Origin of the sequence: Arenibacter antarcticus (assembly GCF_041320605.1) — a bacterium.
In the GTDB taxonomy this organism is placed as follows: Bacteria; Bacteroidota; Bacteroidia; order Flavobacteriales; family Flavobacteriaceae; genus Arenibacter; species Arenibacter antarcticus.
This window is the reverse complement of record NZ_CP166679.1, coordinates 2,464,337-2,491,001: the sequence shown is the minus strand read 5'-3', so window position 1 is coordinate 2,491,001 and position 26,665 is coordinate 2,464,337. Positions and strand designations below refer to the sequence as shown.

Annotated in this window: 31 protein-coding genes; 6 read left to right on the top strand and 25 right to left on the bottom strand. The window is 39.7% G+C overall.

Features of this window, described 5'->3' with window-relative positions:
- The 17 genes from rplE to rpsL form a co-directional block, all read right to left on the bottom strand.
- A complete protein-coding gene (gene rplE, locus KCTC52924_RS10190; RefSeq protein WP_251808121.1) occupies positions 1-552 on the bottom strand; it encodes a 50S ribosomal protein L5 in 552 nt (183 codons plus the stop codon).
- Between the two features lie 2 nt (positions 553-554).
- Positions 555-869, bottom strand: a complete 315-nt coding sequence (rplX, locus tag KCTC52924_RS10185; RefSeq protein WP_251808120.1) for a 50S ribosomal protein L24 — start codon at positions 867-869, stop codon at positions 555-557.
- A 13-nt stretch (positions 870-882) separates the two neighbouring features.
- On the bottom strand, positions 883-1,251 hold the full coding sequence (gene rplN, locus KCTC52924_RS10180; RefSeq protein WP_066424974.1) for a 50S ribosomal protein L14: 369 nt from the start codon (positions 1,249-1,251) through the stop codon (positions 883-885).
- Positions 1,252-1,253: 2 nt separating this feature from the next.
- The gene (rpsQ, locus tag KCTC52924_RS10175; RefSeq protein ID WP_251808119.1) at positions 1,254-1,511 is read right to left on the bottom strand and encodes a 30S ribosomal protein S17; all 258 of its coding nucleotides are present in this window, start codon (positions 1,509-1,511) and stop codon (positions 1,254-1,256) included.
- Between the two features lie 13 nt (positions 1,512-1,524).
- Complete coding sequence (gene rpmC / locus KCTC52924_RS10170) at positions 1,525-1,716, bottom strand: 50S ribosomal protein L29 (RefSeq protein WP_251808118.1); 192 nt, start codon at positions 1,714-1,716, stop codon at positions 1,525-1,527.
- A 17-nt stretch (positions 1,717-1,733) separates the two neighbouring features.
- Complete coding sequence (rplP, locus tag KCTC52924_RS10165) at positions 1,734-2,153, bottom strand: 50S ribosomal protein L16 (RefSeq protein ID WP_251808117.1); 420 nt, start codon at positions 2,151-2,153, stop codon at positions 1,734-1,736.
- A 21-nt stretch (positions 2,154-2,174) separates the two neighbouring features.
- Entirely contained in the window at positions 2,175-2,897 is a 723-nt protein-coding gene (gene rpsC, locus KCTC52924_RS10160; protein WP_251808116.1) for a 30S ribosomal protein S3, read from the bottom strand.
- A 10-nt stretch (positions 2,898-2,907) separates the two neighbouring features.
- The gene (rplV, locus tag KCTC52924_RS10155) at positions 2,908-3,315 is read right to left on the bottom strand and encodes a 50S ribosomal protein L22 (RefSeq protein WP_251808115.1); all 408 of its coding nucleotides are present in this window, start codon (positions 3,313-3,315) and stop codon (positions 2,908-2,910) included.
- Positions 3,316-3,321: 6 nt separating this feature from the next.
- Positions 3,322-3,600 carry a 30S ribosomal protein S19 gene (gene rpsS, locus KCTC52924_RS10150; RefSeq protein WP_026810026.1) on the bottom strand — a complete coding sequence of 93 codons (279 nt, stop codon included), beginning with the start codon at positions 3,598-3,600 and terminating at the stop codon, positions 3,322-3,324.
- A 13-nt stretch (positions 3,601-3,613) separates the two neighbouring features.
- On the bottom strand, positions 3,614-4,438 hold the full coding sequence (gene rplB / locus KCTC52924_RS10145; RefSeq protein WP_251808114.1) for a 50S ribosomal protein L2: 825 nt from the start codon (positions 4,436-4,438) through the stop codon (positions 3,614-3,616).
- 9 nt (positions 4,439-4,447) lie between these two features.
- A complete protein-coding gene (gene rplW, locus KCTC52924_RS10140; protein ID WP_251808113.1) occupies positions 4,448-4,738 on the bottom strand; it encodes a 50S ribosomal protein L23 in 291 nt (96 codons plus the stop codon).
- A gap of 7 nt (positions 4,739-4,745) precedes the next feature.
- Complete coding sequence (rplD, locus tag KCTC52924_RS10135) at positions 4,746-5,375, bottom strand: 50S ribosomal protein L4 (RefSeq protein WP_251808112.1); 630 nt, start codon at positions 5,373-5,375, stop codon at positions 4,746-4,748.
- Entirely contained in the window at positions 5,375-5,992 is a 618-nt protein-coding gene (gene rplC, locus KCTC52924_RS10130; RefSeq protein WP_251808111.1) for a 50S ribosomal protein L3, read from the bottom strand. The genes rplD and rplC overlap by 1 nt, the downstream gene beginning before the upstream one ends.
- Before the next feature lie 154 nt (positions 5,993-6,146).
- Positions 6,147-6,452 carry a 30S ribosomal protein S10 gene (rpsJ, locus tag KCTC52924_RS10125; protein WP_010230113.1) on the bottom strand — a complete coding sequence of 102 codons (306 nt, stop codon included), beginning with the start codon at positions 6,450-6,452 and terminating at the stop codon, positions 6,147-6,149.
- Positions 6,453-6,463: 11 nt separating this feature from the next.
- Positions 6,464-8,596: an elongation factor G gene (gene fusA, locus KCTC52924_RS10120; protein WP_251808110.1), complete on the bottom strand. Its 2,133-nt coding sequence runs from the start codon at positions 8,594-8,596 to the stop codon at positions 6,464-6,466.
- A 9-nt stretch (positions 8,597-8,605) separates the two neighbouring features.
- Positions 8,606-9,082 carry a 30S ribosomal protein S7 gene (rpsG, locus tag KCTC52924_RS10115; RefSeq protein ID WP_251808109.1) on the bottom strand — a complete coding sequence of 159 codons (477 nt, stop codon included), beginning with the start codon at positions 9,080-9,082 and terminating at the stop codon, positions 8,606-8,608.
- 40 nt (positions 9,083-9,122) lie between these two features.
- Positions 9,123-9,497: a 30S ribosomal protein S12 gene (gene rpsL, locus KCTC52924_RS10110; RefSeq protein WP_251808108.1), complete on the bottom strand. Its 375-nt coding sequence runs from the start codon at positions 9,495-9,497 to the stop codon at positions 9,123-9,125.
- Positions 9,498-9,909: 412 nt separating this feature from the next.
- Between rpsL and KCTC52924_RS10105 the strand changes: the two genes are divergently transcribed.
- The 5 genes from KCTC52924_RS10105 (at position 9,910) to rlmB (ending at position 16,414) form a co-directional block, all read left to right on the top strand.
- Entirely contained in the window at positions 9,910-10,185 is a 276-nt protein-coding gene (locus KCTC52924_RS10105; protein WP_370671454.1) for a carboxypeptidase-like regulatory domain-containing protein, read from the top strand.
- 7 nt (positions 10,186-10,192) lie between these two features.
- The gene (locus KCTC52924_RS10100) at positions 10,193-13,120 is read left to right on the top strand and encodes a SusC/RagA family TonB-linked outer membrane protein (RefSeq protein WP_370671453.1); all 2,928 of its coding nucleotides are present in this window, start codon (positions 10,193-10,195) and stop codon (positions 13,118-13,120) included.
- A 26-nt stretch (positions 13,121-13,146) separates the two neighbouring features.
- The gene (locus KCTC52924_RS10095; RefSeq protein WP_251808106.1) at positions 13,147-14,520 is read left to right on the top strand and encodes a SusD/RagB family nutrient-binding outer membrane lipoprotein; all 1,374 of its coding nucleotides are present in this window, start codon (positions 13,147-13,149) and stop codon (positions 14,518-14,520) included.
- Positions 14,521-14,538: 18 nt separating this feature from the next.
- Positions 14,539-15,441, top strand: coding sequence for a DUF1735 domain-containing protein (locus KCTC52924_RS10090; RefSeq protein ID WP_251808105.1), 903 nt, complete (start codon positions 14,539-14,541; stop codon positions 15,439-15,441).
- Positions 15,442-15,664: 223 nt separating this feature from the next.
- Positions 15,665-16,414, top strand: coding sequence for a 23S rRNA (guanosine(2251)-2'-O)-methyltransferase RlmB (rlmB, locus tag KCTC52924_RS10085; RefSeq protein WP_251808104.1), 750 nt, complete (start codon positions 15,665-15,667; stop codon positions 16,412-16,414).
- 40 nt (positions 16,415-16,454) lie between these two features.
- On the opposite strand, the gene KCTC52924_RS10080 is transcribed toward rlmB, so the two are convergent.
- Positions 16,455-17,216: a rhomboid family intramembrane serine protease gene (locus KCTC52924_RS10080; RefSeq protein ID WP_251808103.1), complete on the bottom strand. Its 762-nt coding sequence runs from the start codon at positions 17,214-17,216 to the stop codon at positions 16,455-16,457.
- 381 nt (positions 17,217-17,597) lie between these two features.
- On the opposite strand from KCTC52924_RS10080, the gene KCTC52924_RS10075 reads away from it, so the two are divergent.
- Positions 17,598-18,875 carry a replication-associated recombination protein A gene (locus KCTC52924_RS10075; protein ID WP_251808102.1) on the top strand — a complete coding sequence of 426 codons (1,278 nt, stop codon included), beginning with the start codon at positions 17,598-17,600 and terminating at the stop codon, positions 18,873-18,875.
- A gap of 92 nt (positions 18,876-18,967) precedes the next feature.
- Here the strand turns inward: KCTC52924_RS10075 and KCTC52924_RS10070 are convergent, their stop codons facing one another.
- The 7 genes from KCTC52924_RS10070 to KCTC52924_RS10040 form a co-directional block, all read right to left on the bottom strand.
- Complete coding sequence (locus KCTC52924_RS10070; RefSeq protein WP_251808101.1) at positions 18,968-19,795, bottom strand: hypothetical protein; 828 nt, start codon at positions 19,793-19,795, stop codon at positions 18,968-18,970.
- Positions 19,796-19,856: 61 nt separating this feature from the next.
- A complete protein-coding gene (locus KCTC52924_RS10065) occupies positions 19,857-21,293 on the bottom strand; it encodes a DUF5723 family protein (protein WP_251808100.1) in 1,437 nt (478 codons plus the stop codon).
- Positions 21,290-21,832, bottom strand: a complete 543-nt coding sequence (locus tag KCTC52924_RS10060) for a hypothetical protein (RefSeq protein WP_251808099.1) — start codon at positions 21,830-21,832, stop codon at positions 21,290-21,292. The genes KCTC52924_RS10065 and KCTC52924_RS10060 overlap by 4 nt, the downstream gene beginning before the upstream one ends.
- A gap of 58 nt (positions 21,833-21,890) precedes the next feature.
- Complete coding sequence (locus KCTC52924_RS10055) at positions 21,891-22,580, bottom strand: YjjG family noncanonical pyrimidine nucleotidase (protein WP_251808098.1); 690 nt, start codon at positions 22,578-22,580, stop codon at positions 21,891-21,893.
- Positions 22,573-23,868 carry a polysaccharide deacetylase family protein gene (locus KCTC52924_RS10050; protein WP_251808097.1) on the bottom strand — a complete coding sequence of 432 codons (1,296 nt, stop codon included), beginning with the start codon at positions 23,866-23,868 and terminating at the stop codon, positions 22,573-22,575. Before KCTC52924_RS10050 ends, KCTC52924_RS10055 begins: the two co-directional genes overlap by 8 nt.
- Positions 23,869-23,988: 120 nt before the next feature.
- The gene (gene radC / locus KCTC52924_RS10045; RefSeq protein WP_251808096.1) at positions 23,989-24,687 is read right to left on the bottom strand and encodes a DNA repair protein RadC; all 699 of its coding nucleotides are present in this window, start codon (positions 24,685-24,687) and stop codon (positions 23,989-23,991) included.
- 204 nt (positions 24,688-24,891) lie between these two features.
- Positions 24,892-26,661, bottom strand: a complete 1,770-nt coding sequence (locus KCTC52924_RS10040; RefSeq protein ID WP_251808095.1) for a RagB/SusD family nutrient uptake outer membrane protein — start codon at positions 26,659-26,661, stop codon at positions 24,892-24,894.
- Positions 26,662-26,665 lie beyond the last annotated feature (4 nt).

The window sequence follows — 26,665 nt, the reverse complement described above, 5'->3', positions numbered from 1 at the left end:
CTAATTCTTTTTAAAAGGTAGTCCTAATTCAGTTAATAATGATTTGGATTCCTTGTCGGTCTCCGCAGAGGTTACAAATGTAATATCCATTCCATTGATTCTGTTAATTTTATCAATGTTTATTTCAGGAAATATGATTTGTTCCGTAATACCAAGGCTATAATTCCCTCTTCCATCAAAACCAGTGGCCTTAATTCCTTGGAAATCCCTTACCCTTGGCAAAGCTGAAGTCACCAATCTATCCAAGAACTCGTACATTCTTTCACCGCGCAAAGTAACTTTTGCCCCAATAGGCATTCCTTTACGCAATTTAAATGCCGCAACATCCTTTTTAGATATAGTTGAAATTGCCTTTTGTCCAGTGATCAAGCCCAACTCATCTACCGCATGGTCTATAAGCTTCTTGTCTGCAACAGCGGCACCAACACCTCTACTCACAACAATTTTCTCTAATTTGGGAACTTGCATTACATTTTTGTAACCGAACTCCTCTTGAAGAGCTTTTACCACTCTTTCTCTATATTCCTGTTTTAATCTTGGAACGTAAGCCATAATTAAATTACTTCTTTAGATTTCTTAGAAAATCTTACTTTCTTACCGTCCCTTACTTCAAACCCTACTCTTGTAGCCTCTCCCGACTTCGCGTCGATCAAGGAAAGATTGGATATATGTAAAGGAGCCTCTTTCTTAACGATACCTCCCTGTGGGTTGTTCGCACTAGGTTTTTCGTGTTTGGATACCAAATTAGCACCTTCAACGATCGCCTTGTTCTTCTCACGGTCTACCTTAGAAACCTTACCTTCAACCCCTTTGTGGTCGCCTGCAATAATCCTTACGGTATCCCCTGTTCTTATTTTTAGTTTTCCCATTTTGCTATTTTTATTAAAGCACCTCTGGAGCTAATGATACAATTTTCATGAATTGCTTGTCACGAAGTTCCCTGGCCACTGGGCCAAATACACGTGTACCTCTCATTTCCCCGGTTGGGTTTAAAAGCACACAGGCATTATCATCAAAACGAATATAAGAGCCGTCTGGTCTTCTGACCTCTTTTTTTGTCCTTACAACAACTGCCGTGGAAACTGCACCTTTTTTAATAGCTCCATTAGGAGTAGCTTCCTTAACGGTAACTACTATTTTATCCCCAACAGAAGCATATCTTCTTTTCGTACCTCCTAGCACACGAATGGTCAAAACTTCTTTTGCCCCCGTATTGTCCGCTACTTTTAGTCTAGATTCTTGTTGTAACATAATTATTTAGCTCTTTCAATGATTTCAACTAACCTCCAACATTTGGTTTTACTCAATGGACGAGTCTCCATTATTTTTACAGTATCACCAATATTGCAATCGTTCTTTTCATCGTGCGCAACATATTTCTTTGTTTTTAACACGAACTTTCCGTACATAGGGTGTTTAACACGCTTAACTTCTGAAACCACTACTGATTTCTCCATTTTGTTGCTAGTGACAACGCCTACTCTCTCTTTTCTTAAATTCCTTTTTTCCATAAAGCAGAACCAATTATTGTAATTCTCTTTTTGTTAATTCAGTTGCCAATCTCGCCACTGTCCTTCTTACCTTCCTGATAAGTAAAGGGTTTTCCAATGGTGTAACAGAATGGGCCATTTTCAAATCGGAGAATTGCTTTTTATATTCAGCTCTCTTTTCTTTCAGCCCCTCAACTGATAATTCTTTAATTTCTGATTGTTTCATGATTCCTTGCAATTATATTAAGCAGAATAGTCCCTGGCAATAATAAATTTTGTTTTTACTGGCAGTTTCTGTGCTGCAAGGCGTAAAGCCTCTTTTGCAATCTCTATAGAAACTCCGGCAATTTCGAACATTACCCTTCCTGGCAATACTACCGCAACAAAATATTCTGGAGCACCCTTACCTTTACCCATACGGACTTCCAATGGTTTCTTGGTGATTGGCTTGTCTGGAAATATCTTTATCCATAACTGACCCTCCCTTTTCATAAATCTAGTAGCCGCGATACGAGCTGCCTCTATTTGCCGCGATGTAACGAAAGAGGTATCCATGGATTTTATACCAAACATACCGTTTGAAAGCTGATGTCCCCTTCCGGTGATCCCTTTCATACGCCCTTTCTGCATCTTGCGGAACTTAGTTCTTTTTGGCTGTAACATTTTCTTTACTTCTTTAAAAAATTACTTTCTACGACGTTGTTTCTTCGGTCCTTCTTGCTTTCCGCCTTTGCCACCGGTCTGACTTTTCGCCATACCTACCAAAGGAGATAGTTCTCTTTTCCCATAAACCTCACCTTTCATAATCCAAACCTTAATACCTAATCTTCCGTAGGTAGTATGGGCTTCATGTAAAGCGTAGTCAATATCCGCTCTAAAAGTGGATAAAGGAATTCTTCCATCCTTATAGGATTCCGATCTAGCCATTTCCGCACCGTTCAAACGTCCTGATATCTGAATCTTAATTCCTTCAGCATTCATTCTCATTGCAGCCGCGATAGCCATTTTAATAGCCCTCCTAAAAGAGATCCTGCTTTCTATCTGACGGGCAACACTCGCCGCCACCAAATTGGCGTCCAATTCTGGTCTCTTGATCTCAAAAATATTGATCTGAACCTCTTTGTCCGTAATTTTCTTAAGCTCTTCCTTTAATTTATCTACCTCTTGACCACCTTTTCCGATAATGATACCAGGTCTAGCAGTAGTAATGGTAACTGTGATTAATTTAAGGGTTCGCTCAATAATGATCCTAGACACACTAGCTTTCGCCAAACGTGCATGAACATATTTTCTTATCTTATCGTCTTCGGCAAGCTTATCGCCATAATCGTTTCCACCGTACCAGTTAGACTCCCATCCTCTGATAATTCCTAGACGATTTCCGATTGGATTTGTTTTCTGTCCCATACTAAATGCTCTAGCTTTGTGTGTTATTGTTAGATCCCAAAACCAAAGTTACATGGTTGGAACGTTTTCTGATTCTGTGTGCTCTTCCTTGCGGCGCAGGACGTAGTCTTTTTAACATACTACCCCCATCTACTCTGATCTCTTTTACAAAAAGCTCAGCCTCTTCTATATTGGCGTCTTCATTTTTAGCTTGCCAGTTTGCTATTGCGGACAATAGCAACTTCTCTAACCTTCGTGAAGATTCTTTTTGGTTAAACTTCAAGATAGCAAGTGCTTTTTCAATTTGCACACCTCTCACCAAATCCGCAACCAAGCGCATCTTCCTAGGAGAGGTAGGGCAATTGTTTAACTTCGCAAATGCTATTTGCTGTTTTTCCGCCTTTATTCTTTCGGCCATTTGTTTTTTTCGAACTCCCATAGCTTACTACTTTTTACCTTTATTTTTTGCCCCTGCATGACCCCTAAAAGATCTAGTAGGAGAAAATTCACCTAATTTGTGACCTACCATGTTTTCGGTTACAAAAACTGGTACAAATTGTTTTCCGTTGTGTACAGCTATGGTTTGTCCTACAAAATCAGGAGTAATCATAGATGCCCTCGACCAAGTCTTAATGACTGCCTTTTTACCGGATTCAACATTTTGCTGGACTTTCTTATCCAAACTATAGTGAACGTAAGGTCCTTTCTTTAATGAACGTGCCATTTCTTTCTACTTTTTATTTCTTTCTACGTTCTAAAATATACTTGTTGGTACTCTTGGTCTTGGAACGGGTTCTAAATCCTTTAGCAGGAATACCGTTTCTAGATCTTGGATGTCCTCCAGAAGCTCTTCCTTCACCACCACCCATTGGGTGATCGACAGGGTTCATCGCTACCGGCCTAGTCCTAGGTCTTCTACCCAACCATCTACTTCTACCGGCCTTACCAGACACCAATAACTGGTGATCGTGGTTAGAAACGGCACCAATAGTTGCCATACATTCTGCCAAAATTAATCTAGTTTCGCCAGAAGGTAATTTAATGGTGACAAATTTGCCATCCTTCGCCATTAACTGCGCAAAGGTTCCGGCACTTCTCGCCATAACCGCACCTTGACCTGGACGCAGTTCTATTATCGAAATAATAGTTCCTAAGGGAATTGCCCTTAAAGGAAGTGCGTTACCTATTTCAGGTGCAGAATCTGGTCCAGAAGTTACTTCTTGTCCCACCTGCAAACCATTTGGGGCAACAATGTATCTTTTTTCACCATCAGCATAAGCCAACAAGGCTATAAATGCAGTTCTGTTTGGATCGTACTGGATAGATTCCACTGTAGCGACAACATCTTGTTTGTCTCTTTTGAAATCGATCACACGATACCTTCTTTTATGGCCACCACCTTTTTGGCGAATGGTCATTTTTCCTTGACTGTTTCTACCTCCGGACTTTTTTAACGGAGCAAGCAAGCTCTTCTCCGGCTTATCAGTAGTAATGGCGTCAAATCCATTTACTACTCTAAAACGCTGTCCTGGAGTGATTGGTTTTAATTTTCTAACTGACATTTTTTGCCTTTATAGATTACTGTAAAAATCAATAATATCTCCTTCTGCAATATCAACAATAGCTTTCTTATAAGCATTGCTCTTACCGTGCTGCACACCTGTTTTGGTGTAACGCGATTTGCGTGAGGGTCCATAATTCATTGTTCGAACTTTTTCAACGGAAACACCATAGGTTGCTTCTACTGCCTCTTTGATCTGAATCTTGTTGACCCTTGGGTCTACTAGAAAACCATAGCGATTATTTAATTCGCTTTCAGCTGTCATTTTTTCCGTAATAATTGGCTTTATTAACACACTCATGGTCTACTTATTTTGTTAAGTTAGATTCGATTCCTTCTAAAGCACCTTCCAACAACACAACACTGTTAGCGTTTAATATCTTGTAAGTGCTTAATTCTGAGCTAGTTATAACTTCAGAGTTCTTTAAATTCCGTGAGGACAAATATACATTATTATTTGCATCGCCCAACACAATTAAAGCTTTTTTACCCTCCAAGCCCAAGGACTTCAATACGTTAATGAAATCTTTCGTCTTTGGAGTGTCAAAATTAAAGTTCTCCACAACAACAATAGCGTTGTCTTTGGACTTCAAACTAAAAGCAGATTTTCTAGCCAAACGCTTAACGTTCTTGTTTAATTTCTGCTTATAATCTCTAGGTCTAGGCCCAAAAATACGTCCACCTCCTCTAAAAACCGGAGATTTAATACTTCCCGCACGAGCGGTACCTGTACCTTTTTGTTTTTTAATCTTCCTTGTACTACCTGCTATCTCGGCACGCTCTTTAGCTTTGTGCGTTCCTTGTCTTTGGTGTGCTAAATATTGTTTAACATCCAAATAAACAGCATGATTGTTCGGCTCTATTGCGAATACAGCATCAGAAAGTTCTACCTTTCTACCTGTTTCTTTTCCCTTAATATCTAAAACTGCTACCTTCATTACTTCTCAATAGTTACGTAAGCGTTCTTATGACCAGGAACACAACCTTTTACTACTAAAAGGTTCTTTTCTGGAACAATTTTTAAAACCTTCAGGTTTTGAATAGTCACCTTATCGTTACCCATTCTACCTGCCATCTTCATTCCCTTGAATACTCTCGCAGGATAAGATGCGGCACCAATAGATCCCGGAGCTCTTAATCTGTTATGCTGACCATGCGTGGATTGACCAACACCAGCAAAGCCGTGTCTTTTAACAACCCCCTGGAAACCTTTACCTTTAGATGTACCTATTACATCTACAAATTCGCCTTCCACAAACAAATCAACACCTAAAGTGTCTCCTAATTTAAATTCACCTTCCCAACCTTGGAATTCCATGACCTTTTTCTTAGGAGAAGTACCTGCTTTTTTAAAGTGACCTGTGGTCGCTTTGTTTGCACGTTTTTCTGCCTTGTCATCGAAACCAAGCTGAAGGGCACTGTACCCGTCGACCTCTTCGGTTCTGACTTGGGTAATTACGCATGGTCCAGCTTCGATCACCGTACATGGAATGTTCTTTCCATTTTCGTCGAAAATGCTGGTCATACCTACTTTTCTACCTATTAACCCAGACATATTTATAATTAATTATTGATTACTAATTAAACTTTTTGACAAAAAAATAGGGTCAAAAATAAATCGACCCTGATTTTATTTTTTTCCATCTTTCCTTCGCGAAACGCTCCGGACATGTAATTTTACCACATTGGTAAAAAAAAGTTTTGCAAACCTACACTTTTATCTCCACTTCTACACCACTTGGAAGCTCTAATTTCATTAAAGCATCAATAGTTTTTGAAGAAGAACTGTAAATATCCAATAAACGCTTGTAAGAACTCAATTGAAACTGCTCCCTTGCTTTCTTATTTACGTGCGGAGAACGCAATACTGTAAATATTTTCTTGTGTGTTGGTAAAGGAATTGGACCAGTTACTACCGCTCCAGTTGTCTTTACCGTTTTTACGATCTTCTCAGCAGACTTATCCACCAAGTTATGGTCGTACGATTTTAATTTGATTCTAATTTTCTGACTCATCTTAGTTAGATTTAAGCGGTTATACCCTTAGCTTTTTTGATAACTTCTTCAGCAATATTGGAAGGAGTTTCTGCATAATGCGAAAATTCCATAGTAGAAGTTGCTCTTCCAGAAGATAACGTTCTTAGGGAAGTTACGTATCCAAACATCTCGGACAACGGCACAGTTCCCTTTACCACCTTAGAACCTGCTCTATCATCCATATTGGTAATAGTTCCTCTTCTACGGTTAAGGTCACCCACTATATCACCCATGTTCTCTTCCGGTGTTAACACCTCCAATTTCATGATCGGCTCCATTATAACGGCACCTGCAGCTTTACCAGCAGCTTTATACCCCATTCTTGCAGCCAATTCAAAAGAAAGTCCGTCTGAATCCACAGGGTGGAAAGAACCATCCTTAAGAACCACTTTCATACGATCCATCTCATACCCAGCCAAAGGCCCAGTCTTCATTGAATCTCTAAATCCTTTCTCAACAGGTCCTATAAATTCTTTTGGAATACGACCTCCTTTGATCTGATCTACAAACTGCAATCCAGTTCCAACAAAATCATCATCCGCTGGCCCTAATTCGAAGACTATATCTCCAAACTTTCCACGTCCACCAGATTGTTTCTTATAGACCTCTCTATGAGCAGCAGTCTTAGTAACAGCTTCTTTGTACTCTACTTGGGGCTCACCTTGGTTTACTTCCACCTTAAACTCACGTCTAAGACGATCAACAATAATATCCAAGTGAAGCTCACCCATTCCAGAAATGATAGTCTGTCCAGAAGACTGATCGGTTTTAACCTGAAAAGTTGGATCTTCTTCGGCCAATTTAGCCAATGCCATTCCCAATTTATCAACATCTACCTTAGTCTTAGGCTCCACAGCGATACCAATTACGGGATCCGGGAAATCCATACTTTCCAAAACAATTGGATGCTTCTCATCAGACATGGTATCACCAGTCTTAATATCTTTAAATCCAACAGCAGCACCAATATCACCTGCCTCGATATAATCGATGGCATTTTGCTTATTGGAGTGCATTTGATAAATCCTAGAAATTCTCTCTTTTTTACCTGAACGGTTGTTCAAGATATAAGAACCAGCATCTAAACGACCTGAATATGCTCTAAAGAAAGCCAAACGACCTACGAAAGGATCGGTAGCAATCTTAAACGCTAAAGCTGCAAAAGGTTCCTTTACATTTGGCTTACGAGAAATGGGCTCTCCTGTATCAGGATCTGTCCCAACAATAGCATCCTTATCCATTGGAGAAGGCAAGTACCTACATACTGCATCCAACAAAAACTGAACTCCTTTATTCTTAAAAGAGGAACCACACACCATAGGGATAATACTCATATCCATTACGGCAGCCCTAAGAGCAGCGTGCACTTCATCTTCAGAGATAGAATCCTCATCTTCGAAAAATTTCTCCATCAAGGTCTCATCATACTCGGCAACCGCTTCAATAAGCTTCGCTCTGTATTCCCTAACCTCATCCTTCATATCAGCAGGAATGTCAACTACATCAAAAGTAGACCCGAAATTTTCATCGTGCCAAACAATAGCTCTATTCTTTACTAAATCAACAATACCTTTAAAATCGGCCTCATCACCAATAGGCAAAACAATTGGCACCGCATTAGAGCCCAACATTTCTTTTACCTGTTTGTTAACCATTATAAAGTTAGCCCCTTGACGATCCATTTTGTTCACAAAACCAATACGCGGCACCTTATAATTATCAGCCAACCTCCAGTTAGTCTCGGACTGTGGCTCAACACCATCAACCGCACTAAAAAGGAACACCAATCCATCAAGAACCCTCAATGAACGGTTAACCTCAACCGTAAAATCTACGTGACCAGGTGTGTCAATAATGTTAAAATGGTAGGACTGAGTATCATCCAATATCTCACCATTCTCCATAGGAAACTGCCAGTCACAGGTAGTAGCAGCCGAAGTAATAGTAATACCTCTTTCCTGCTCCTGCTCCATCCAGTCCATCGTTGCAGAACCCTCATGGGTCTCACCAATTTTATGGTTAACACCTGTATAAAAAAGAATACGTTCGGTAGTTGTTGTTTTTCCCGCATCAATATGCGCTGCAATACCTATGTTTCTTGTTAATCTTAAATCTCTTGCCATCTGCTCTTATTAAAATCTAAAGTGGGAGAACGCTTTGTTAGCTTCCGCCATTTTATGAGTATCAGTTCTCTTTTTAACTGCAGCACCCTCTTCTTTAGCAGCGGCTAAAATCTCACCGGCTAATTTCTGGGACATTGCTTTCTCATTACGTTTACGAGCATAGCTGATCAACCACTTCATTGCCGTTGAAATCTTACGGTCTGGCCTGATCTGCATAGGAATCTGAAAAGTTGCCCCTCCTACTCTCCTACTTCTCACTTCTACGTGAGGCATCACATTAGACAATGCATCCTTCCACAATTCCAAAGCCGTCTTCTCCTCGTCGGTCTTTTTTTCTTCTACGATATCCATGGCATCGTAAAACACTTTAAAGGCTATTGATTTTTTACCGTCCCACATCATCATATTCACAAAACGTGTCACCAACTGGTCATTAAACCTTGGATCCGGTAAAAGTGGCCTCTTTTTTGCCTGCTTTTTTCTCATTTCTTCTCATTTAATTGTTTAGATAAGGAAACCCCTATCTTTACTTCTTAGGTCGTTTTGCTCCGTATTTAGATCTTCGTTGAGTCCTCCCAGCAACACCTGCTGTATCTAAGGCACCTCTAACGATGTGATATCTAACTCCTGGCAAATCCTTTACCCTTCCGCCCCTTACTAATACTATCGAGTGCTCTTGTAAATTGTGCCCTTCTCCAGGTATGTAAGCGTTCACTTCCTTTCCGTTGGTCAACCTTACCCTTGCAACTTTACGCATTGCAGAGTTTGGTTTTTTCGGAGTAGTAGTATAAACACGAGTACAAACACCTCTTCTTTGAGGGCACGAATCCAAAGCAACCGATTTACTCTTCTTAGTAATGGTGACTCTTCCTTTTCGTACTAATTGTGAAATTGTTGGCATACTATTATATGTATAATAAAACTTAACCCCTCTTTTTAAGGGCTGGCAAATGTAATGATAATCCAGAATAATTCAAATTGTATAGCACTTTTTTTTAGTTTTTTTTCAAAACAAAGCTATATCGCACTTTACAGCAGCCCAACAAAACATCTAAAACAAGGCGACATTAGCCTACTATTTTGCATTTTATTCAAACATAACAAGTAATTACCTCGTCCTTATCAATAAACGGACCATTTTAATGATAATATATCGATTTATCAGGAGAAAAAGCTGTAAATGTTAATTTCTGAACATAAAAGCCCATGTTTGTTGGATTCCTGACTTGAAACCTAAAGATTTATTAAAATTTATTTTTTTTATTAACACTAATTTAAGATTTTTGCCATCAGCTAATTCAAATAATAATAAAATGAAAACGAAACTAAATGGAATCCTGACGCTATTTCTAGCGTTAGTCGTGCAAATTGCGTTTGCACAAGACAGAACGATTTCAGGTACGGTCACGGACCAAGACGGTTTACCGCTACCTGGAGTAAACATCCTTGTAAAAGGAACTACGAGCGGTACCCAAACCGATTTTGATGGAAACTTCGTCATTATGGGTAGTACAGGTCAATCGCTATTGTTCACCTATATAGGGCAAAAAAAATGTTACTCGGACCATTGGAGCCGGAAACACTATTGATGTTCAGATGTCCGAGGATGCCCAGGCATTGGAGGAAGTAGTAATAACCGCTATAGGTATTACCAGAAGCGAAAAAGGGCTTGGTTATAATGTGCAGACCGTGGGATCAGATGCAATCAGCACCAAACCCAACGCCGATGTAGTAAACTCACTTGCTGGAGCTACTTCAGGGGTTCAGATCGTTAACTCCTCTGGTGAGGCAGGAGCATCTACCTTTATAACCATTAGGGGATCTGCTTCTATTACCGGGAACAACCAGCCACTTTTCGTAGTGAATGGAATGCCCATTGCTTCTGGTGGAGGTGATAGTGGTGTAGGAGGAGTAAACACCTCTAGCCGTTCTATCGATATAAACCCAGATGACATAGCATCTGTTTCCGTACTTAAAGGAGGTGCAGCAACTGCACTTTACGGTGTAAGGGCAGCTAACGGTGCTATCATCATCACCACGAAATCTGGTAAAAGTTTAAGTGGCAAAAAAATTGAAGTACATAGCTCTATTGGTATAGATGTGGTTTCCCAACTCCCCGAGAGACAGAACAAATACTCACAAGGAAGTAACGGACAATGGATTGGCGGAAATGCCAACTCATGGGGCGCCCCTATAGCCGATTTAGAATATGACGGCGACACTTCATACAAATGGGATCCTTACGGTAGATTCGTACCAAAAGGGACTGGTAGTGGAAGGCCTGCCGAAGCGTATGACGTGTATGACTTCTTCCAACACGGAACCGTAAGCAACAACAGCGTAAGTATCAGTAATGGAAATGAGCAAGGAGATTATTTCTTCTCGTTATCCAACCGTGATCAAGAAGGTATTGTTCCCAACAACAAGTATGGAAGAACTACCGTTAGGCTAAATGCCAACACCAACTTGTCTGACAACATTAAATTTGGTGCCGATATGGCCTATACCAACTCCAGAGCCGTGCAAATCCAAAAAGGATCAAACACTTCCGGTATTATGTTAGGAATCTTAAGATCCGCCACCACCTTTGATAATAGCGCCGGCTACGAGTTCCCCGATGGGAAGCAACGTAACTACCGTAATGGTGGGGGATATGACAACCCGTATTGGGTTTCAAACAATATCGCCTTTGACGAAGATGTGAATCGTTTTACAGGGGGAATAAACTTGAACATAAAGTTTACTGACCACTTCAACTTAACCTACAATACTGGTATTGACTGGTACAACAGACGTTATGCAGACCGATTTAAAATTGACTCTAAATCAAGTCCAAGAGGATATCTAGGAGAATACATGAACTTTAACAGCGTATTCAACTCCGACCTTTTATTGAATTACAACAACGATCTTTCGGAGAAATTAAACCTTAGCTTTACTTTAGGAAACAACTTTTATTCTTCCAATTTCAAATATCTTTTTGGAGATGCGACAGGTCTTGAGATCCCGGACTTCTATCAGCTGAACAACAGTAGTAACAATACTACTTCAACTGCTACAAGCCGATCTAGGACTATGGCGGTATTTGCCGACCTACAATTATCCTATGATAATATGATCTATTTAGGATTGACAGGAAGGAACGACTGGGCCACCACCATGCCAGAAGAGAATGCAAGCGCTTTCTATCCCTCTGCAAGTTTAGGTTTTGTATTTACTGAAATTGAAGGATTAAAGAATAATTCCTTTCTATCTTTTGGTAAGTTAAGAGCTTCTGCAGCAACCACTGCTAACATTGCACCAGCATATCAAACTGCAAACAACTTTGTTGCAGCTGGTACTGGAGATGGATCTACTACTGGGGTAAATTTCCCATATATGGAGAAAACTGGGTTTCTAGTTAGTAGCGGCCTAGGAAATCCAGATCTAAAACACGAAACTCAAGATTCTTGGGAAGTTGGTGCAGATCTTAGATTTTTCGACAGTCGTTTAGGAGTAGATTTCACCTATTTTAATAACAATAACTCAGACCTACTTATGGATGTGCCAATTGCGGCTTCTTCAGGATTTACCTCGGTATTCCTAAATGCTGCATCCATGGAATCTAAAGGTATCGAAATCAGTTTAAACGCAACTCCTATTAAAACGGACAACTTTCAATGGGATTTTGTTGCCAACTATACTGAATTCACCAACATCGTAACTAAATTGGCCGATGGGGTAGATAATATCTTCCTTGGTGGTTTTGTTACACCACAGGTTAGAGCGGTTGTAGGAGAAGAGTACAGAAGTATCTTTGGGGAAGATTGGTACAGGGATGCCAATGGTAATGTCATCATTAATGACGACCCTACCGATAACTTTAGAGATGGCTACCCAATGACCAACACCTCACAGGGATTAGTTCCAATCGGAAACTTTAACCCAGATTGGACCGCTAACATGACCAACACCTTAACCTACAAGAATTTAAGCTTATCGTTTTTAATCGATGTGAAGTCTGGCGGGGTGATGTATAATGGATCTGCCTTCGCGATGAACTCCTTTGGAACAACTAAACGTACGGAAAAAAGAGAGGTGTACTACAATACAGACGGGAGCATAGATTTTAACCAAACTCCTGCTGAGAATATCGTAGTTATGGAAGGTGTTTACGGTCATATAGATGCAGACGGCAACGTTGTGTCTAATGGCACTAAGAACGTTACTCCAGTAGTTCAGGACCAAGAATGGTTCCAGGGCAATGGAAGTAATTTTGGTGGCGGTCCATCCTCAGCAGCCATGGAGCCTGCAGATTGGGTTAGATTAAGAGATTTGACCATTGCCTACAACTTCCCAGAAATATCACCATTGATCAAAGATGCGCAAATCTATTTTTCAGGTAGAAACTTATGGATCGATACGCCTTATTCAGGAATCGACCCAGAGACCAACCTAGGAGGTGCAACTAACGCTCAAGGAATGGACTACTTTAACAGTCCAGGTACAAGAAGTTTCACTATGGGCCTTAAATTGACCTTTTAATTGTAAATTACTAAATCATGAAAAAGATGAAAAATAACATATATAAAAACCTGATGGCGGTAATAGGAATATTACTTGTATCAGTGTCTTGTAACAATTGGATCGATCACGATCTAAATATTGACCCAGACGCTCCAGGCGATGTGCCAATGAGCTTACTTTTACCATCTGTTCAACAATCTATGGGATATGTTCTTATTGGGAACAACACGGTGAGAACCACGAACATTTGGATGCAACAATTTGACGGAGTAGACAGGCAGTCGTATACCGAAGCAAGGTACCAATTAACAGCTGCAGACGTAAATAATCCATGGTCTTCTATCTATGCAGAAATGCTAATAAACAGCAGCATTATTGTAGATAAAGCTCAAACGGAAGGTGCTGAATCCCCAAACTTTGAGGGTGTAGGACAAGTATTGTTAGCGACTACTCTAGGGATCACATCTGATTTATTTGGATCAATCCCTTATTCTGAAGCCTTACAAGGAACTAAAAACGTATTGTCCCCAGCTTATGATTCACAAGAATCTATTTACAATACCGTTTTCACCTTATTAGATGATGCTGTGGCCAATTTAAGCAACAGCACCAATGCTATACCCGTAGAAGGAGACGTTATTTATGGCGGAAATTTAGACAAGTGGAAAAAAGCAGCCAACTCTATCAAGGCAAGGCATCAGTTGCAGTTGTCAGGAGTAAATGGCAATGCAGCCTACACCGCAGCATTAGCTGCTGTAAGTGGCGGTTTCACTTCCAATGCCGATGACATGCTGGTTCCTTTTGAGGATAAAAACCGTAACCCAATCTACCAATTTATGGAAGAGAGAACGGATATTAGGATGGGATCTACCTTAATAAATATGTTAACAGCTACAGATGACCCCCGACTGCCATTTTATGCAAATAAAGATACGGACGGAAACTATGTAGGCAGTAACCCTGGAAGTCAAAATGATGTAGCTTCTAAACCAGGTAGCAATGTTGCAGCCTTTGACGCCCCTACCAAATTGATGACGTATTCAGAATTGAAGTTTATTGAGGCAGAAAGCTTGTTAGCATTAGGCCTCCCAGGAGCACAAGCTGCGTATGAAGCAGCTGTTGCCGCATCGGTATTAAGAATTACCGGTGATGCCAACCAAGTGTGGTTAGATGCCAATATAAACGGGGTTCCAGTTAGCTTGGAGAATATTATTACCCAAAAATATATTGACGGGTTTGCTACCAATCAGCCGTATGCTGACTGGAGAAGAACAGGAATCCCTGCTTTGAACTTAGCCGATGGTGCTGTACTACAAAATATACCAACAAGATTTCCATATCCTCAGGGCGAGTTGGATTACAATTCAGAAAATGTACCTGCAGCTACAATTTCGGATAAATTATGGTGGGACCAATAAAATTAAAAAAGATACAAGATGAAAAATAAAATTATATATTCAGCTTTACTAATGGTTACCGCTCTTTTTGCAGTTTCCTGTGAGTACGACGAGAACGAATTCGCAAAGCTAACGGACAATGCGCCCGACCCTAATGCAACCTATTATGTGCAGTTTAAGGATGCTTCCAAAAATTTGGAATCAGGGGTAAATGAAGAAGGTGATTTAGTGGATATTGAAACGTCTGTTGTTGTTGCAGTATTAGGCCTCCCACAATCGGAAGCTATTACGGTAAACCTTAAGGTAGACCCGTCAACTACAATAGAACCTAATATGTACGAGCTATCCTCTACATCTGTTACTATTCCAGCAGGTTCTACCGCTGCGTCCGTAAGCTTCAAAACGAATACTTCGGAAATGCCTGTGGGGGAACCATTGAAATTGGTTTTAACCGTTGACGCTGGTGCAAATACTGCAACGGCTGGAACGCTTTTAACTTATGATCTTTTGCGAATAGCGTTTTGTCCTTTAGAGAATGGTTCCGCTGATCTGGCCGGGTCATTCACCCAAACCAATGATGTTAGTGGTGCGTATTCAGATGCAATAACTGCAGTAGCAGCTGATGCTGATTTATCAATTTCTGGACTAGGTGCTAAATTTATTACAAGTGGATGGGGAGAGCCAATAATCAATGGCGGTACTATCACTGCAAAAATTGCTGGAAATGGAATAGTAACTATTCCAAGACAGTATATTTTTACCACTGAGTGGGAAGGAGATCCTTATAAATACGAAATTTCTGGAACAGGGAAATGGACCAATTGTGATGCAAAACCAACATTGGTAGTTACTTATGACATCTATTATGTAGGGGATGAAAAAGGTCTTGCTCAGCAATATGTGGCTTCAGGAACTTTAGGAGGCACCTTTACAATGAATTAAGAGTGGAACATATCACTATTATTACATTACAATAATTAAACACAAAGAGGCATTCATTAATTTGAGTGCCTCTTTTATTTTCAAGCCTTATAACCACTGTGAAAATAGTATATGAATCAGTACAATATTTCAATACCACACAGTAAAGCCCTATAGCAAAGCAACTAACCTATTCGAAAAAAAATTATGCCTAACAACTTCAATTTTGCATACCTTTACCACCATGAAAAATACTGATCAAATATATGGCATTAGAGCTGTCATTGAAGCCATAAACGCCAACGAACCTATAGACAAGGTCTTTATCCAAAAAGGACTAAAAGGAGATCTATCCCGTGAAATGGAAACACTGCTACGAAAAAATAGCATCAATGCTTCCTATGTGCCCATTGAAAAACTAAATAGGCTTACCAAAAACAACCATCAAGGAGTTGTTGCCAGCATCTCCCCTATTTCCTTCCTATCTATGGAGGAACTAGTAGAGCAAGTTGCAGAGAAGGAAACAGCACCGCTCTTCCTTTTGTTAGACCAACTTTCTGATGTACGTAATTTTGGAGCCATTATCCGTACTGCGGAATGTACCGGGGTAGACGGAATTATAATACAGAAAAAAGGTGCTGCACCTGTTACTGCAGACACTATTAAAACATCTGCAGGAGCTGCCTTTAGGGTACCCATTGCAAAGGTAGACCACATAAAAGATGCCGTGTTCTTTTTACAAGCCTCCGGAATTCAGGTTGTTGCTGCTACCGAAAAAACGAACAATACTATTTATGATGTTTCGTTTACCGCGCCTACTGCAATAATTTTGGGATCGGAAGATCAGGGAATTACTCCATCCATACTTAAGGCTGCCGACCATTTGGCAAAGCTACCTATGCTGGGAAGTATTGGCTCCTTAAATGTATCTGTTGCCTGTGGAGTCTTCCTTTACGAGGCGGTAAGACAGCGTATGGACGCCATTCCAAAATAAGGAAGACGTAATTAAGTAACAACAAAAGATTTAGTCACTATTAATTTTGAATATCCCCGTCATCGGGATCCTCTTTTTTCAGTTTCTTATAGTGGTAGATAAAACGAGGGGGTTCCTTATTTTCCTCTGGCGCCTCCTTTAGGAATTCAATGAAATTGCCCATTTCATCAAAATGTTTTAGGAACTCATCATTTTCCTCATTGTAATCCTCCAGCTCCCAATCGTATTTTTTGGGTTTTGGCAAGGATGTACGCAGCGTGATGGCCAAGAGTAATCCGGTTATAAATCCGCCCATATGTCCTTCCCAAGATATTCCGTCCTCCACCGGAAAAATATACCACAATAAGCTACCGTAGATAAAAACTACAATAAGCGATAGGGCCACCAATCTATAATGTTTGGAAAATATACCTTTAAAAAATATAAAACTGACCAAGACATAGATGATACCACTAGCCCCTATATGATAGCTAGGCCTCCCGATCAACCAGGTTATAAAACCCGACAATAGGATCCCAATAAACAGTACCTTAAAAGCTATTCCCCTATAAAAATAGACCAAGGCAGCGGTAAGTATGGCAATAGGAATGGTGTTATTGTACAAATGATCTACGGAAGCATGTAGAAATGGGCTAAAAACAATCCCTCTCAATCCTGTTAACGTCCTTGGATAGATTCCGTAGTCGTTTAGGTTGATCTTAAATTTTATTTCAAAAAAGAAGACCGTCCAAATGCTTATAATAGACAATAACGGTACTATGATTACCGAATTTGAAAACTTAAAATACGTATTATCTGTCATACCTGAAATATAGATATTAATTCAATATTTTAACCAATACTCTTCAAGACCTAAAGCCACTTACAAATCCATTTAAGATTAAAAACATATAACCTGTACTCATCAACAGAAATATCGAAATTAAAATTGGGTTCCACCTCCATCTATGCATTTTTGTTTTCTGTATCTAGCTATAGACCTGACAGGTTAACTATAAACGTGAAAGTACTTTCAGCTCCCCTCTTGAGAAGGGCCTTATTTGATGCCACACTTCAACCTATAAAAAATCAAAATCATCCAACTTATACGCATCACCGGAAATATAATTATTAATTCACTATTCTGGCCATAAATCAAATTTCAAATAAATTGTCCTCCCTATAAATGTCTTACTTTTGCCTTATGAACGAACCACTTGCGGAAAGGGTACGCCCTAAAACCCTAGAAGATTATATCAGTCAACATCATTTGGTGGGAGAAAAGGGATCCCTTACCCATCAGATCAAAAAAGGGATATTGCCTTCTTTGATCCTATGGGGCCCTCCTGGTACTGGAAAAACAACCTTGGCCAACATTATAGCCGAGACCAGTGGAAGACCATTTTACACCCTTAGCGCCATTAGCAGTGGCGTAAAAGATATTAGAGAAGTAATAGAAAAGGCAAAACAGAGTGGCGGTCTGTTTACCACCAAAAATCCAATCCTCTTTATTGATGAGATCCATCGATTTAGCAAATCCCAACAAGATTCCCTTCTGGGGGCCGTTGAGAAAGGTTGGGTCACCCTCATTGGTGCTACCACCGAAAATCCGAGCTTTGAGGTAATCCCCGCCCTTTTATCGCGTTGTCAAGTCTACATCCTAAATCCATTTGGAAAGGATGACCTAGAAGCGTTGTTAAAACGGGCCATGAATTTAGATTCCTATTTAAAATCAAAAACCATAACGTTAAAGGAAACAGAGGCGCTATTACGATTATCCGGGGGTGACGGAAGGAAGTTGTTAAACATCTTTGAACTTATCGTTAATTCGGAGGCTACCAATGAAATTACTATCACAGATGAACTGGTACTGAACAAGATTCAGAAAAACACAGTACTCTATGACAAAACCGGGGAACAGCATTATGATATTGTCTCTGCTTTTATAAAATCTATTCGTGGAAGCGATCCCAATGCTGCCGTATATTGGCTAGCTAGAATGATAGAAGGCGGTGAAGATGTGAAATTTATTGCGCGAAGACTCCTTATCTTGGCCTCGGAGGATATTGGCAATGCCAACCCCACGGCTTTAGTCATAGCCAACACCGCATTTCAGGCAGTGACTACCATTGGCTATCCGGAAGCGCGATTAATCCTTAGCCAATGCGTTATATATTTGGCCACGTCTCCAAAGAGCAACGCTAGCTATATGGCCATTAACAAAGCCCAACAAACCGTAAAACAAACGGGAGACCTTTCCGTACCCTTACCTTTGCGAAATGCCCCAACGAAACTAATGAAAGATCTGGGATATGGACAGGAGTATAAATATGCCCACGATTATGCCAATAATTTTATAGAAGAAGAGTTTATGCCCCGCGAATTAAAAGGGACAAGTTTTTACAGCCCCGGAAACAATCAAAGGGAAAATGTCATTAAAGAATTTTTAAAAAATCGGTGGAAAGACAAATATAAAATGTAAGACCATGGAACTCCAAATTGTTAGAGTTTCACCAAGATTGCACAAAACATACTTGATAGCACTCCCTTAGCCCATGAACAGGGCATGGTGTATTAAAATTTAATATTCATCTTTTTATTGACCAATTCACCATCCTCATAATATTCAAATATCCAATCTCCCCCTTTTTTAAATACAATACCACTTTCTGCCTGCCAATCTGCTTTGGCGATAAAAAAGTTACTAAAGCTGGTCTGTTTTAATATCATAATTATTTTTGGGGTACTATCTACCAATTGATATCCAATTGGAATGACCTGCGCATAGAGAACTTCACTTTCCACCACTACTTTTACCTGTTTGGATTCAGCAGTAAACCGCACCTCTCCTTGCGTGTACTCCGATGGAACGGGTGTTAAGTTCTTATACGACTGCTCCTCCAAGGTAGATTTTTGCTGCACCACTGGACTAGAAGTATTCCCATTTGTATCCTGTGTGGCATTTTGAGTAATTTTTTTTACGTCATCCTTAAAACTGACCGTCACTGACTTATTAGAACTTTTAGGATCATACTTATAACCCAGCCCAGACAGAGACTGCATACTTTCCTTTATGGCTCCAGAATAGGCTTCCTTAAAATCCTTTTCCTTACTGCTACCCTCCTTGGTAACATATACCTCCTTAGAAAAACAATCCTTTAAGCTAAGGGTTAGTTTAGTGGTAAACATGGAAGAATCATCATTTAGAGACAACAATAAGCCCAAACACCTGTTGTTCATCAATTCTTCAGGCAAAGCGTTATCATACACAGCATTAAATCCATTTTCGACCAATAAATATTTCACCAGCGTACTGGTCTGATAGTGATTCTCCTGTTTAAAAGCATCAAACTTTACCGGAACGATAATGTATTTATATTTGCTTAATTCTACTTGTGACATTCCGAAAAAACAGCTTAAAAGGAAGAGTATTATATATAAATTTTTCATATTAAAACGCGAATTATTTCTTGCCCCAAGATATAATATTTAATCCGAATTGAAAAGAAGCATAATGACTATCAGCAATATTCTTATACCCCAATAGATTATCGGCCATTACATATAAGCTTACTACACCTGCTTGGACGTTAAGTCCAATTCCAATATTGGAATATGAAAATTTATCTACGGTATAAGTGGTTTTTAAAGCCATTGTATTCCCGAACCTCCGCAAGTAAAAGGCAGTTAATGCCGCCTGAGGTCCCCTAGGCCTATTAATTACATATAATTGTCCTCCCACCGCATTGTTATACCATACTTGGTCTTGTCCCTTAAAGACATAATCCTTACAGTCGCATATTCGGCGGGATGGAATTGGCTTGCCGAAATTATACCGAAGGGACCCATATACTTTAGTAGGTCTAAAGCTCAGGTAACTTTTGGTATTGGTCCCATGGGGAAGCAAGGCATCTACTTCATCTACTAGATCCTGCCAAAAATCATCATTTGCATTGGAAAATGAATCTGGCAAAATAGCCTCTATACCTTCTACTGTTGCTGAGCCTCTTAAAGTATAATTTTTTACATCCGTAGTATTATAGATAAACCCTAGATCCAACACACTTCCTGTAACTACTGTTCTTTCATTAAGGTTATAGGTGAATCCTAGGTCGAGCCCAAGCCCTAAATCTCCCCCAAAAAACATTCTTCTAGTCAATATTCCAGGCAACAAAGAACTGTCATTGTCCAAAGCATCCTCAATTTCATTTAAACCAGAAGAACGAAATTCCATATCCGCCACCAAGGTATTGGCGCGTAAATTGTTCTGGCCCTCGGTAGTGACAAAATAACCTTTATTATTTGTGGAGGTAAAATTAAATACACTGGAATATATTTTTGCCCTTGCCCCGATAGTAAGGTTGCTACTTATTGTTTTATTAATGCCAAAATGAAAAACATTTACCATTTCTCCCCTTGTTTTTAAATGGTCAACATTAAATTTTCTCCCCAATTGATCAGCATTTCCTTCAAAAGCCAAAATAGCATAATCCTTAAACCAATAGCCTACGGCATCGGCTTCATTATAAATGCCAAAAGAATAAAAATTATCGGAGTTCCTACCCCTAAATCCCGCGTAGAGTAAGGCTATTTGATAGGTACCACTTAGCTCATCTTTAACTTCCATCCCATAAATGGCTCGCTCCCTCACCTTATCATTAAAATCCAAGCCATCATCCGCGAAAAGATCGTGAACCGTAATGTCGTTGGACCCCGCTTGAAATGACAATCCCGAAACAACGGGAATACTAGCATACCACTGATAATCTGTAAGCATCCCTGGATTTGTCATAAGAGCATCTGGGATATTTGTGAAATCGTAAAGTAATTGTTTATTCTGGGCCAAAAGCTTGGCACTACTCCATAGGTACACCAATAAGACCAAAAAGACAAATCTCATCGCAATTCAATCTTAAATTCACCCCGAGACCTAAAGATGATCTTTGGATCTGGAAGCTTTGACAGGCTACTGTTATCACCTAAATTTCGGATAAAGACCTTTATACTAGACGTATTTTTAATGATCTCAATACTCTTCCCCGAACCACTACCATAGGCTACCTCTCTTTGATCCAATCCCATAGGAGCCGGAACTATATGAAAGCTTTGTATATCCAAGAGTCCTCCCTCGTCATCTAGGAACTCAACAGTAACCTCCAATTCCTTACTCGTGGTATTTTCTATCTCGTAATAAACGAAGCCGTCCACTACGCGTTCCGAAAAGACATCCTCGCTAAAACCGTCGAAATTAAAATCTTGGCTATAAAAAATGGTGTCAGTGGATTGGTTTATTAATACTTCTGGAGCTTCAATATATAAAATACTACCTTCTATAGTGGGAGTAATGTTCAAATCATCTAATTGGTCAAAATTTTGCTTCTCCACACAGGAAACAAATCCCAGAAGTAACAAGGACACCAATAAAATCTTATTAAACATATAGTGGGCATTATAATGACTTATGCTATATTGTTGTAAGCTTATACTAAAGATAACTCTATAAAAATGATTTTATTTCACTTAAATCGTGAATTATTTGACAATAATTATGTTTTGGCTCCTGATGGGCATTAAAATGCAACACATGTAAGCCCACCGCTTTAGCCCCAATAATATCTGCCTCCACACTATCCCCAATCATTATCGATTTATGAGGGAGGGTTTTGGCCCTTTCCAGCGCGAGTTGAAATATTAAAGGATCTGGCTTCTTAACTCCGGCCATTTCAGAATTAATAATCTGATCAAAAAAGTGGTCAATATTGGCATTTCGCAACTTTTTGTCCTGAATTTCCTGAAATCCATTGGTAATGATATGCAGTTTATAATTGGGCCTTAGGTAATCTAAAACATCAAGCGCATTGGGAAATAAATGATTAAAGGTGGACAAGTGCTCAATATACTTATCGGCCAAGCTATGTATAAGCTCATCCCCTGCCCCATATTTTAAAGAATCGAAGGTTGTTTTTAGCCTTTGGAACCTCAATTCTTCTTTATTGATTTTCCCTTCCCGATACCACTTCCAAAAGGTAAGATTAATTGGAATATATGCTTTTAAAAAATCATCCAGATCCACCCCCACTTCACTTTCGGATAAGATCTTACTGAAGGTAAGGGCAGAATTTTTCTCAAAATCCCAAAGCGTGTGATCCAAATCAAAAAACACATCGGTTACCAATTCTTTAAACATACACCTTTTTAAGAATACTACTATACAATTCCTTCCAATCTAGCTTCGCTTCCCCACCGATTAGCTCATTGGAGAAGATGGTCACAAACGTACCATTTGCTTTTTTCACTTCCAAGCCAAGAGCCTCTACTGCAGCAAGCGCCTCTTCCTTAGTCCCATATTTTAACAACCCATAGTCATGAACCGCAAAAGGATGTATTATGATCGGTTGCTGTACTTCCAAAAGGATGTCATAAAAATAAAAAGGAGTACAACTCCCAGCTCTAAATCCAATTTCATGGGTATAGCCCATGGTATAGTCATGAGTGAATCCTGCATCGACCAAGTTCCTATAGGTTTCGGGAATATCCACCCTATTATAGCGCATTCGCGAGCTGTTAATGGACCTATGTATAACATTGGAAAGCTTTTTCTTCTCTTCCATCAATAGGGATATATTATTAAAGGCGCTATAGGAACAACAAAGAGATACCACATCGTAATCGGCCACCGATTTAATAAGATATTTAAAGTTATTATTATTGGGAGACACATTTTTATCATAGGTAGAATACTCCGCAAACTGAAAAAAGAACATCCCCTTAGTTTGATACTGACTATGGAGGTCTATAAGCTCAAAGAAATTATCATAGGGATCCTTTTTAAATTTCAACCACACAGAGATCCTGTCTACCACCCGTTTTATCTTAAGCGACCCTAGGTCTAAAAGCAATCCGAAAATTCCCCTGACCAAACCCCGATATAGAAAACAATGAGAAGAAGTTACATCAATTATTGGCGTAAACCGGTAGACTCTGGATTTGTGCACTAAATTGGGGAATTTAGTCTTTAACGCTTCCAATAGTTTTAAAGCCCAAATATCTACCACAGGAAGATGTAAAAAATCATTTTGAAAGGCTAGGCTGTCCTTTGGAGGAAACCTCCCATGTATATCCTTCACGTGGGGCAAATATTCTTCGTACCTGCTCAACAAATAAAAGCTCGCGGCAAAAATATCGAAGGGTAAATTACTGCGGTCCCCAGTGGCAAAAAAACAAGGGGTACCGTCCCAATCCGAAACATGTATCTGCAGATCGTTTATTCCCTGTTCAAACAACAGGTCGTTATTTCTGATAAAGAACTCGTTTTGAAGTGGCTGTTTGGTATAGGTGATTTTGGGGCCGGAATGTTTTATAAAATCCTCCACTTTTGTAGTATGGCTCACCTCAATTCCTAAGATTGTAGTGAATAAATGCTTCGTTATATACCTGAAGCGAGAGGTGATTTTATGGGTATAAATGAGCAACATAGTTTATATTTTTCCGCTTCTTATTTTTGGATTCTAATTTTATGATGTCGGTACATAGAAGCTGTAGACTATTTCCAATGACAAATCTGTAACCTAACCTCCTTGCCAAAAAAAAAATAATCAAAGCAGGCCTTCATCTGCAAAACTAAAATATTCTTTTTGAGTAATGATGATATGGTCTAACACTTTTATATCTAAGGCTTGGGATGCAATTTTTAGTTTTTGCGTAATCTGTTTATCGGCCTCACTTGGCTTTAGGGTGCCAGAGGGGTGGTTATGTGCAAGGATCAGTCCCACGGCTCCTAGTTCTAAGGCGTGTTTCAATACCAAACGAACATCAACCAAGGTTCCAGTGATACCACCTTTACTTTGTTGTCCGGCAAATAGCACCTTATTGGAATTATTAAGGTACACGATCCAGAATTCCTCATGAGGCAGTTCGCCCATTTTGGGTTGCAAAAGGTCGAACACACTGGAGCTCGAATTGATTTTAGTGATTTTTAAACCGTCTCCCCCTCTACGTCTGCGCCCAATTTCTAAAGCAGCAGCAATAGTTACCGCCTTGGCTTCCCCAATCCCTTTAAATGCCATAAGTTGCTTTATGGAGAGCTTTCCCAACTCGTTTAGGTTGTTATTCACTGAGGCCAAAATGCGTTTGGAGAGCTCCACTGCACTTTCATTTCGACTTCCTGAACCAATTAGAATAGCTATGAGCTCCGCATCCGAAAGCACGGCCTTTCCTTTATGCACCAATTTCTCTCTTGGCTTATCATCATCGGACCAATTTTTAATAGAGAAGGAGGTTGGTTTTTCTTGCATAGGTTAAAGATAAGAATTATAGTCACTTGGAAAATTATCTTTCCCCAATCTAAGCCCGAATAACTAAAAGTCTGGCCAGTAAATAGAAATTGTAGGATGTACAAATTAGTAAAAATAGCCCCCGTAGTTAAAAAAAAGAAGCCATTCTAAAAATTAGAATGGCTTCTTCTATAAAAATAATTTTCAATAATTTAAAGCAAGTGCCTAGTATCCTGGATTCTGTTTTAAGGTGGGCTTTCCATTGCCGCCTACACTTAGGTCAATTTGAGCCTGTGGAATAGGGTAGTACTCACTTTTTCCTGAAATAAACTTTCCACCTCTAACATCGGTAGTTATGTCTCCCTGAAAATCAAAATAGGCATTTAGGGTCTGCTCAGCTATACCCCATCGTACCAAATCAAAAAACCGATGTCCTTCCATGGCAAGTTCTAACTTTCTTTCAAAATATATTCTTTCCAATGCACTTTCCTTGGAACCAAAATCTGCCATAGTGTAGTCCGAAATTATATAATTTGCAGCAAAAGCAGTCTCATTAAAGCCCGCCAACGGATCGTCATCATCTAAATATTGATTTAAGAAACCATTTGGATTAGCCGCTCTTTGACGTATATTATTTATGTAACCTAGAGCTACGTCAAAACTACCAGCTTGCGCTTCAGCCTCTGCAGCCATCAATAGCACATCTGCAAAACGTATAACCCTTACATTCAACGCTGTTCCAGGCGCCCATGAACTCTGATCTGCATAGATATCCTGCGTTGATTGCCAGTAAATATTCTTTTTAGGTGCGTAAGGACCACCATAGGTTTGCTCCCTCACCCAGTTTGCACCTGGGTGTTTTCCCCAATCGTGGAAAGGTACATCCCTTCTGCCTACGGTCCAGTCCAATCTAGGATCTAAAGTTCCGGTATAAGGAGTAAAAGGATTGCTACTTGTAATTCCCATATCACTTTTTACAGAATTTTGGTTATAAGAAGCGAGATCTGGAAGTCCGCTAACTGGATCCGTTTTAAAAGAATTCACTAAGTCTTGTGAAGGCTGAAGGAATCCACAACATCTAAATGGACTATTGTAAGGGAAATTCAACATCCCTCCCTGATTGGCGTTAGTTATAGTGCCCGTACCATCATTTGCTACCATTTGGATATCAAAAACGGTCTCTGAGTTATTCTCTTCGGCAGCATCAAAATTATCACTAAACCTATCTAAAAGGGCATACTTTACACCGGAAGGATTTACGCCAAGATTAATAACATCAGTAAAAATCGCCTTGGCCTCAGGAAATTTCTTTTGATACAAATACGTCTTTCCTAAATAGGAAGCGGCTGCCCACTTATTAGCCCTTGCAAAATCACCTTGTATGGCAGGTAAATTTTCAAAAGCAAATTTAAAATCTGCTTCTATATTAGGCCAAATATCAACGTCGTTGGGTTGCTTGGGATCTTCTGTATTTTCATCAACCCATGGGACCATATTGAACATTTTCTTTAGCTCAAAATAATAATGCCCCCTTAAAAAACGCGCTTGGGCAGTCATATCCTTGCTAACTTCCGGAGAAATATCTGTTGCAATCGATAAAAGCTTTAAGGTATTATTAGTACGTTTAACTCCCTCATAGAGTGCTTTCCACTTAGAGTTGTAATAACCGTTGGACGGATTGGAGATAAACTTAACAATTTGGTCTATGGCAGGTTGATCTCCACCAAAACTTCCTTTACTGGCTTCTCCTCCAGCTACGGTTCCATATACCCAGTTATCGGGCGCTGCTTCCCAAGCGTTACCGCCAAAACCTGCTCCGTCTAATGCAGCATAAGCACCGATAAGCAATTTTTCCACACCATCTTTATTCGCGATTACGTCTTCACTTAGCGCTCCCATAGCAGGCTGTTCCAAAAAATCATCGGTGCAGCTGCCTAAGCCTATCAATGCAAGAACTGGAATATATAGTCTACTTAATTGTTTTATAATTTTCATATAC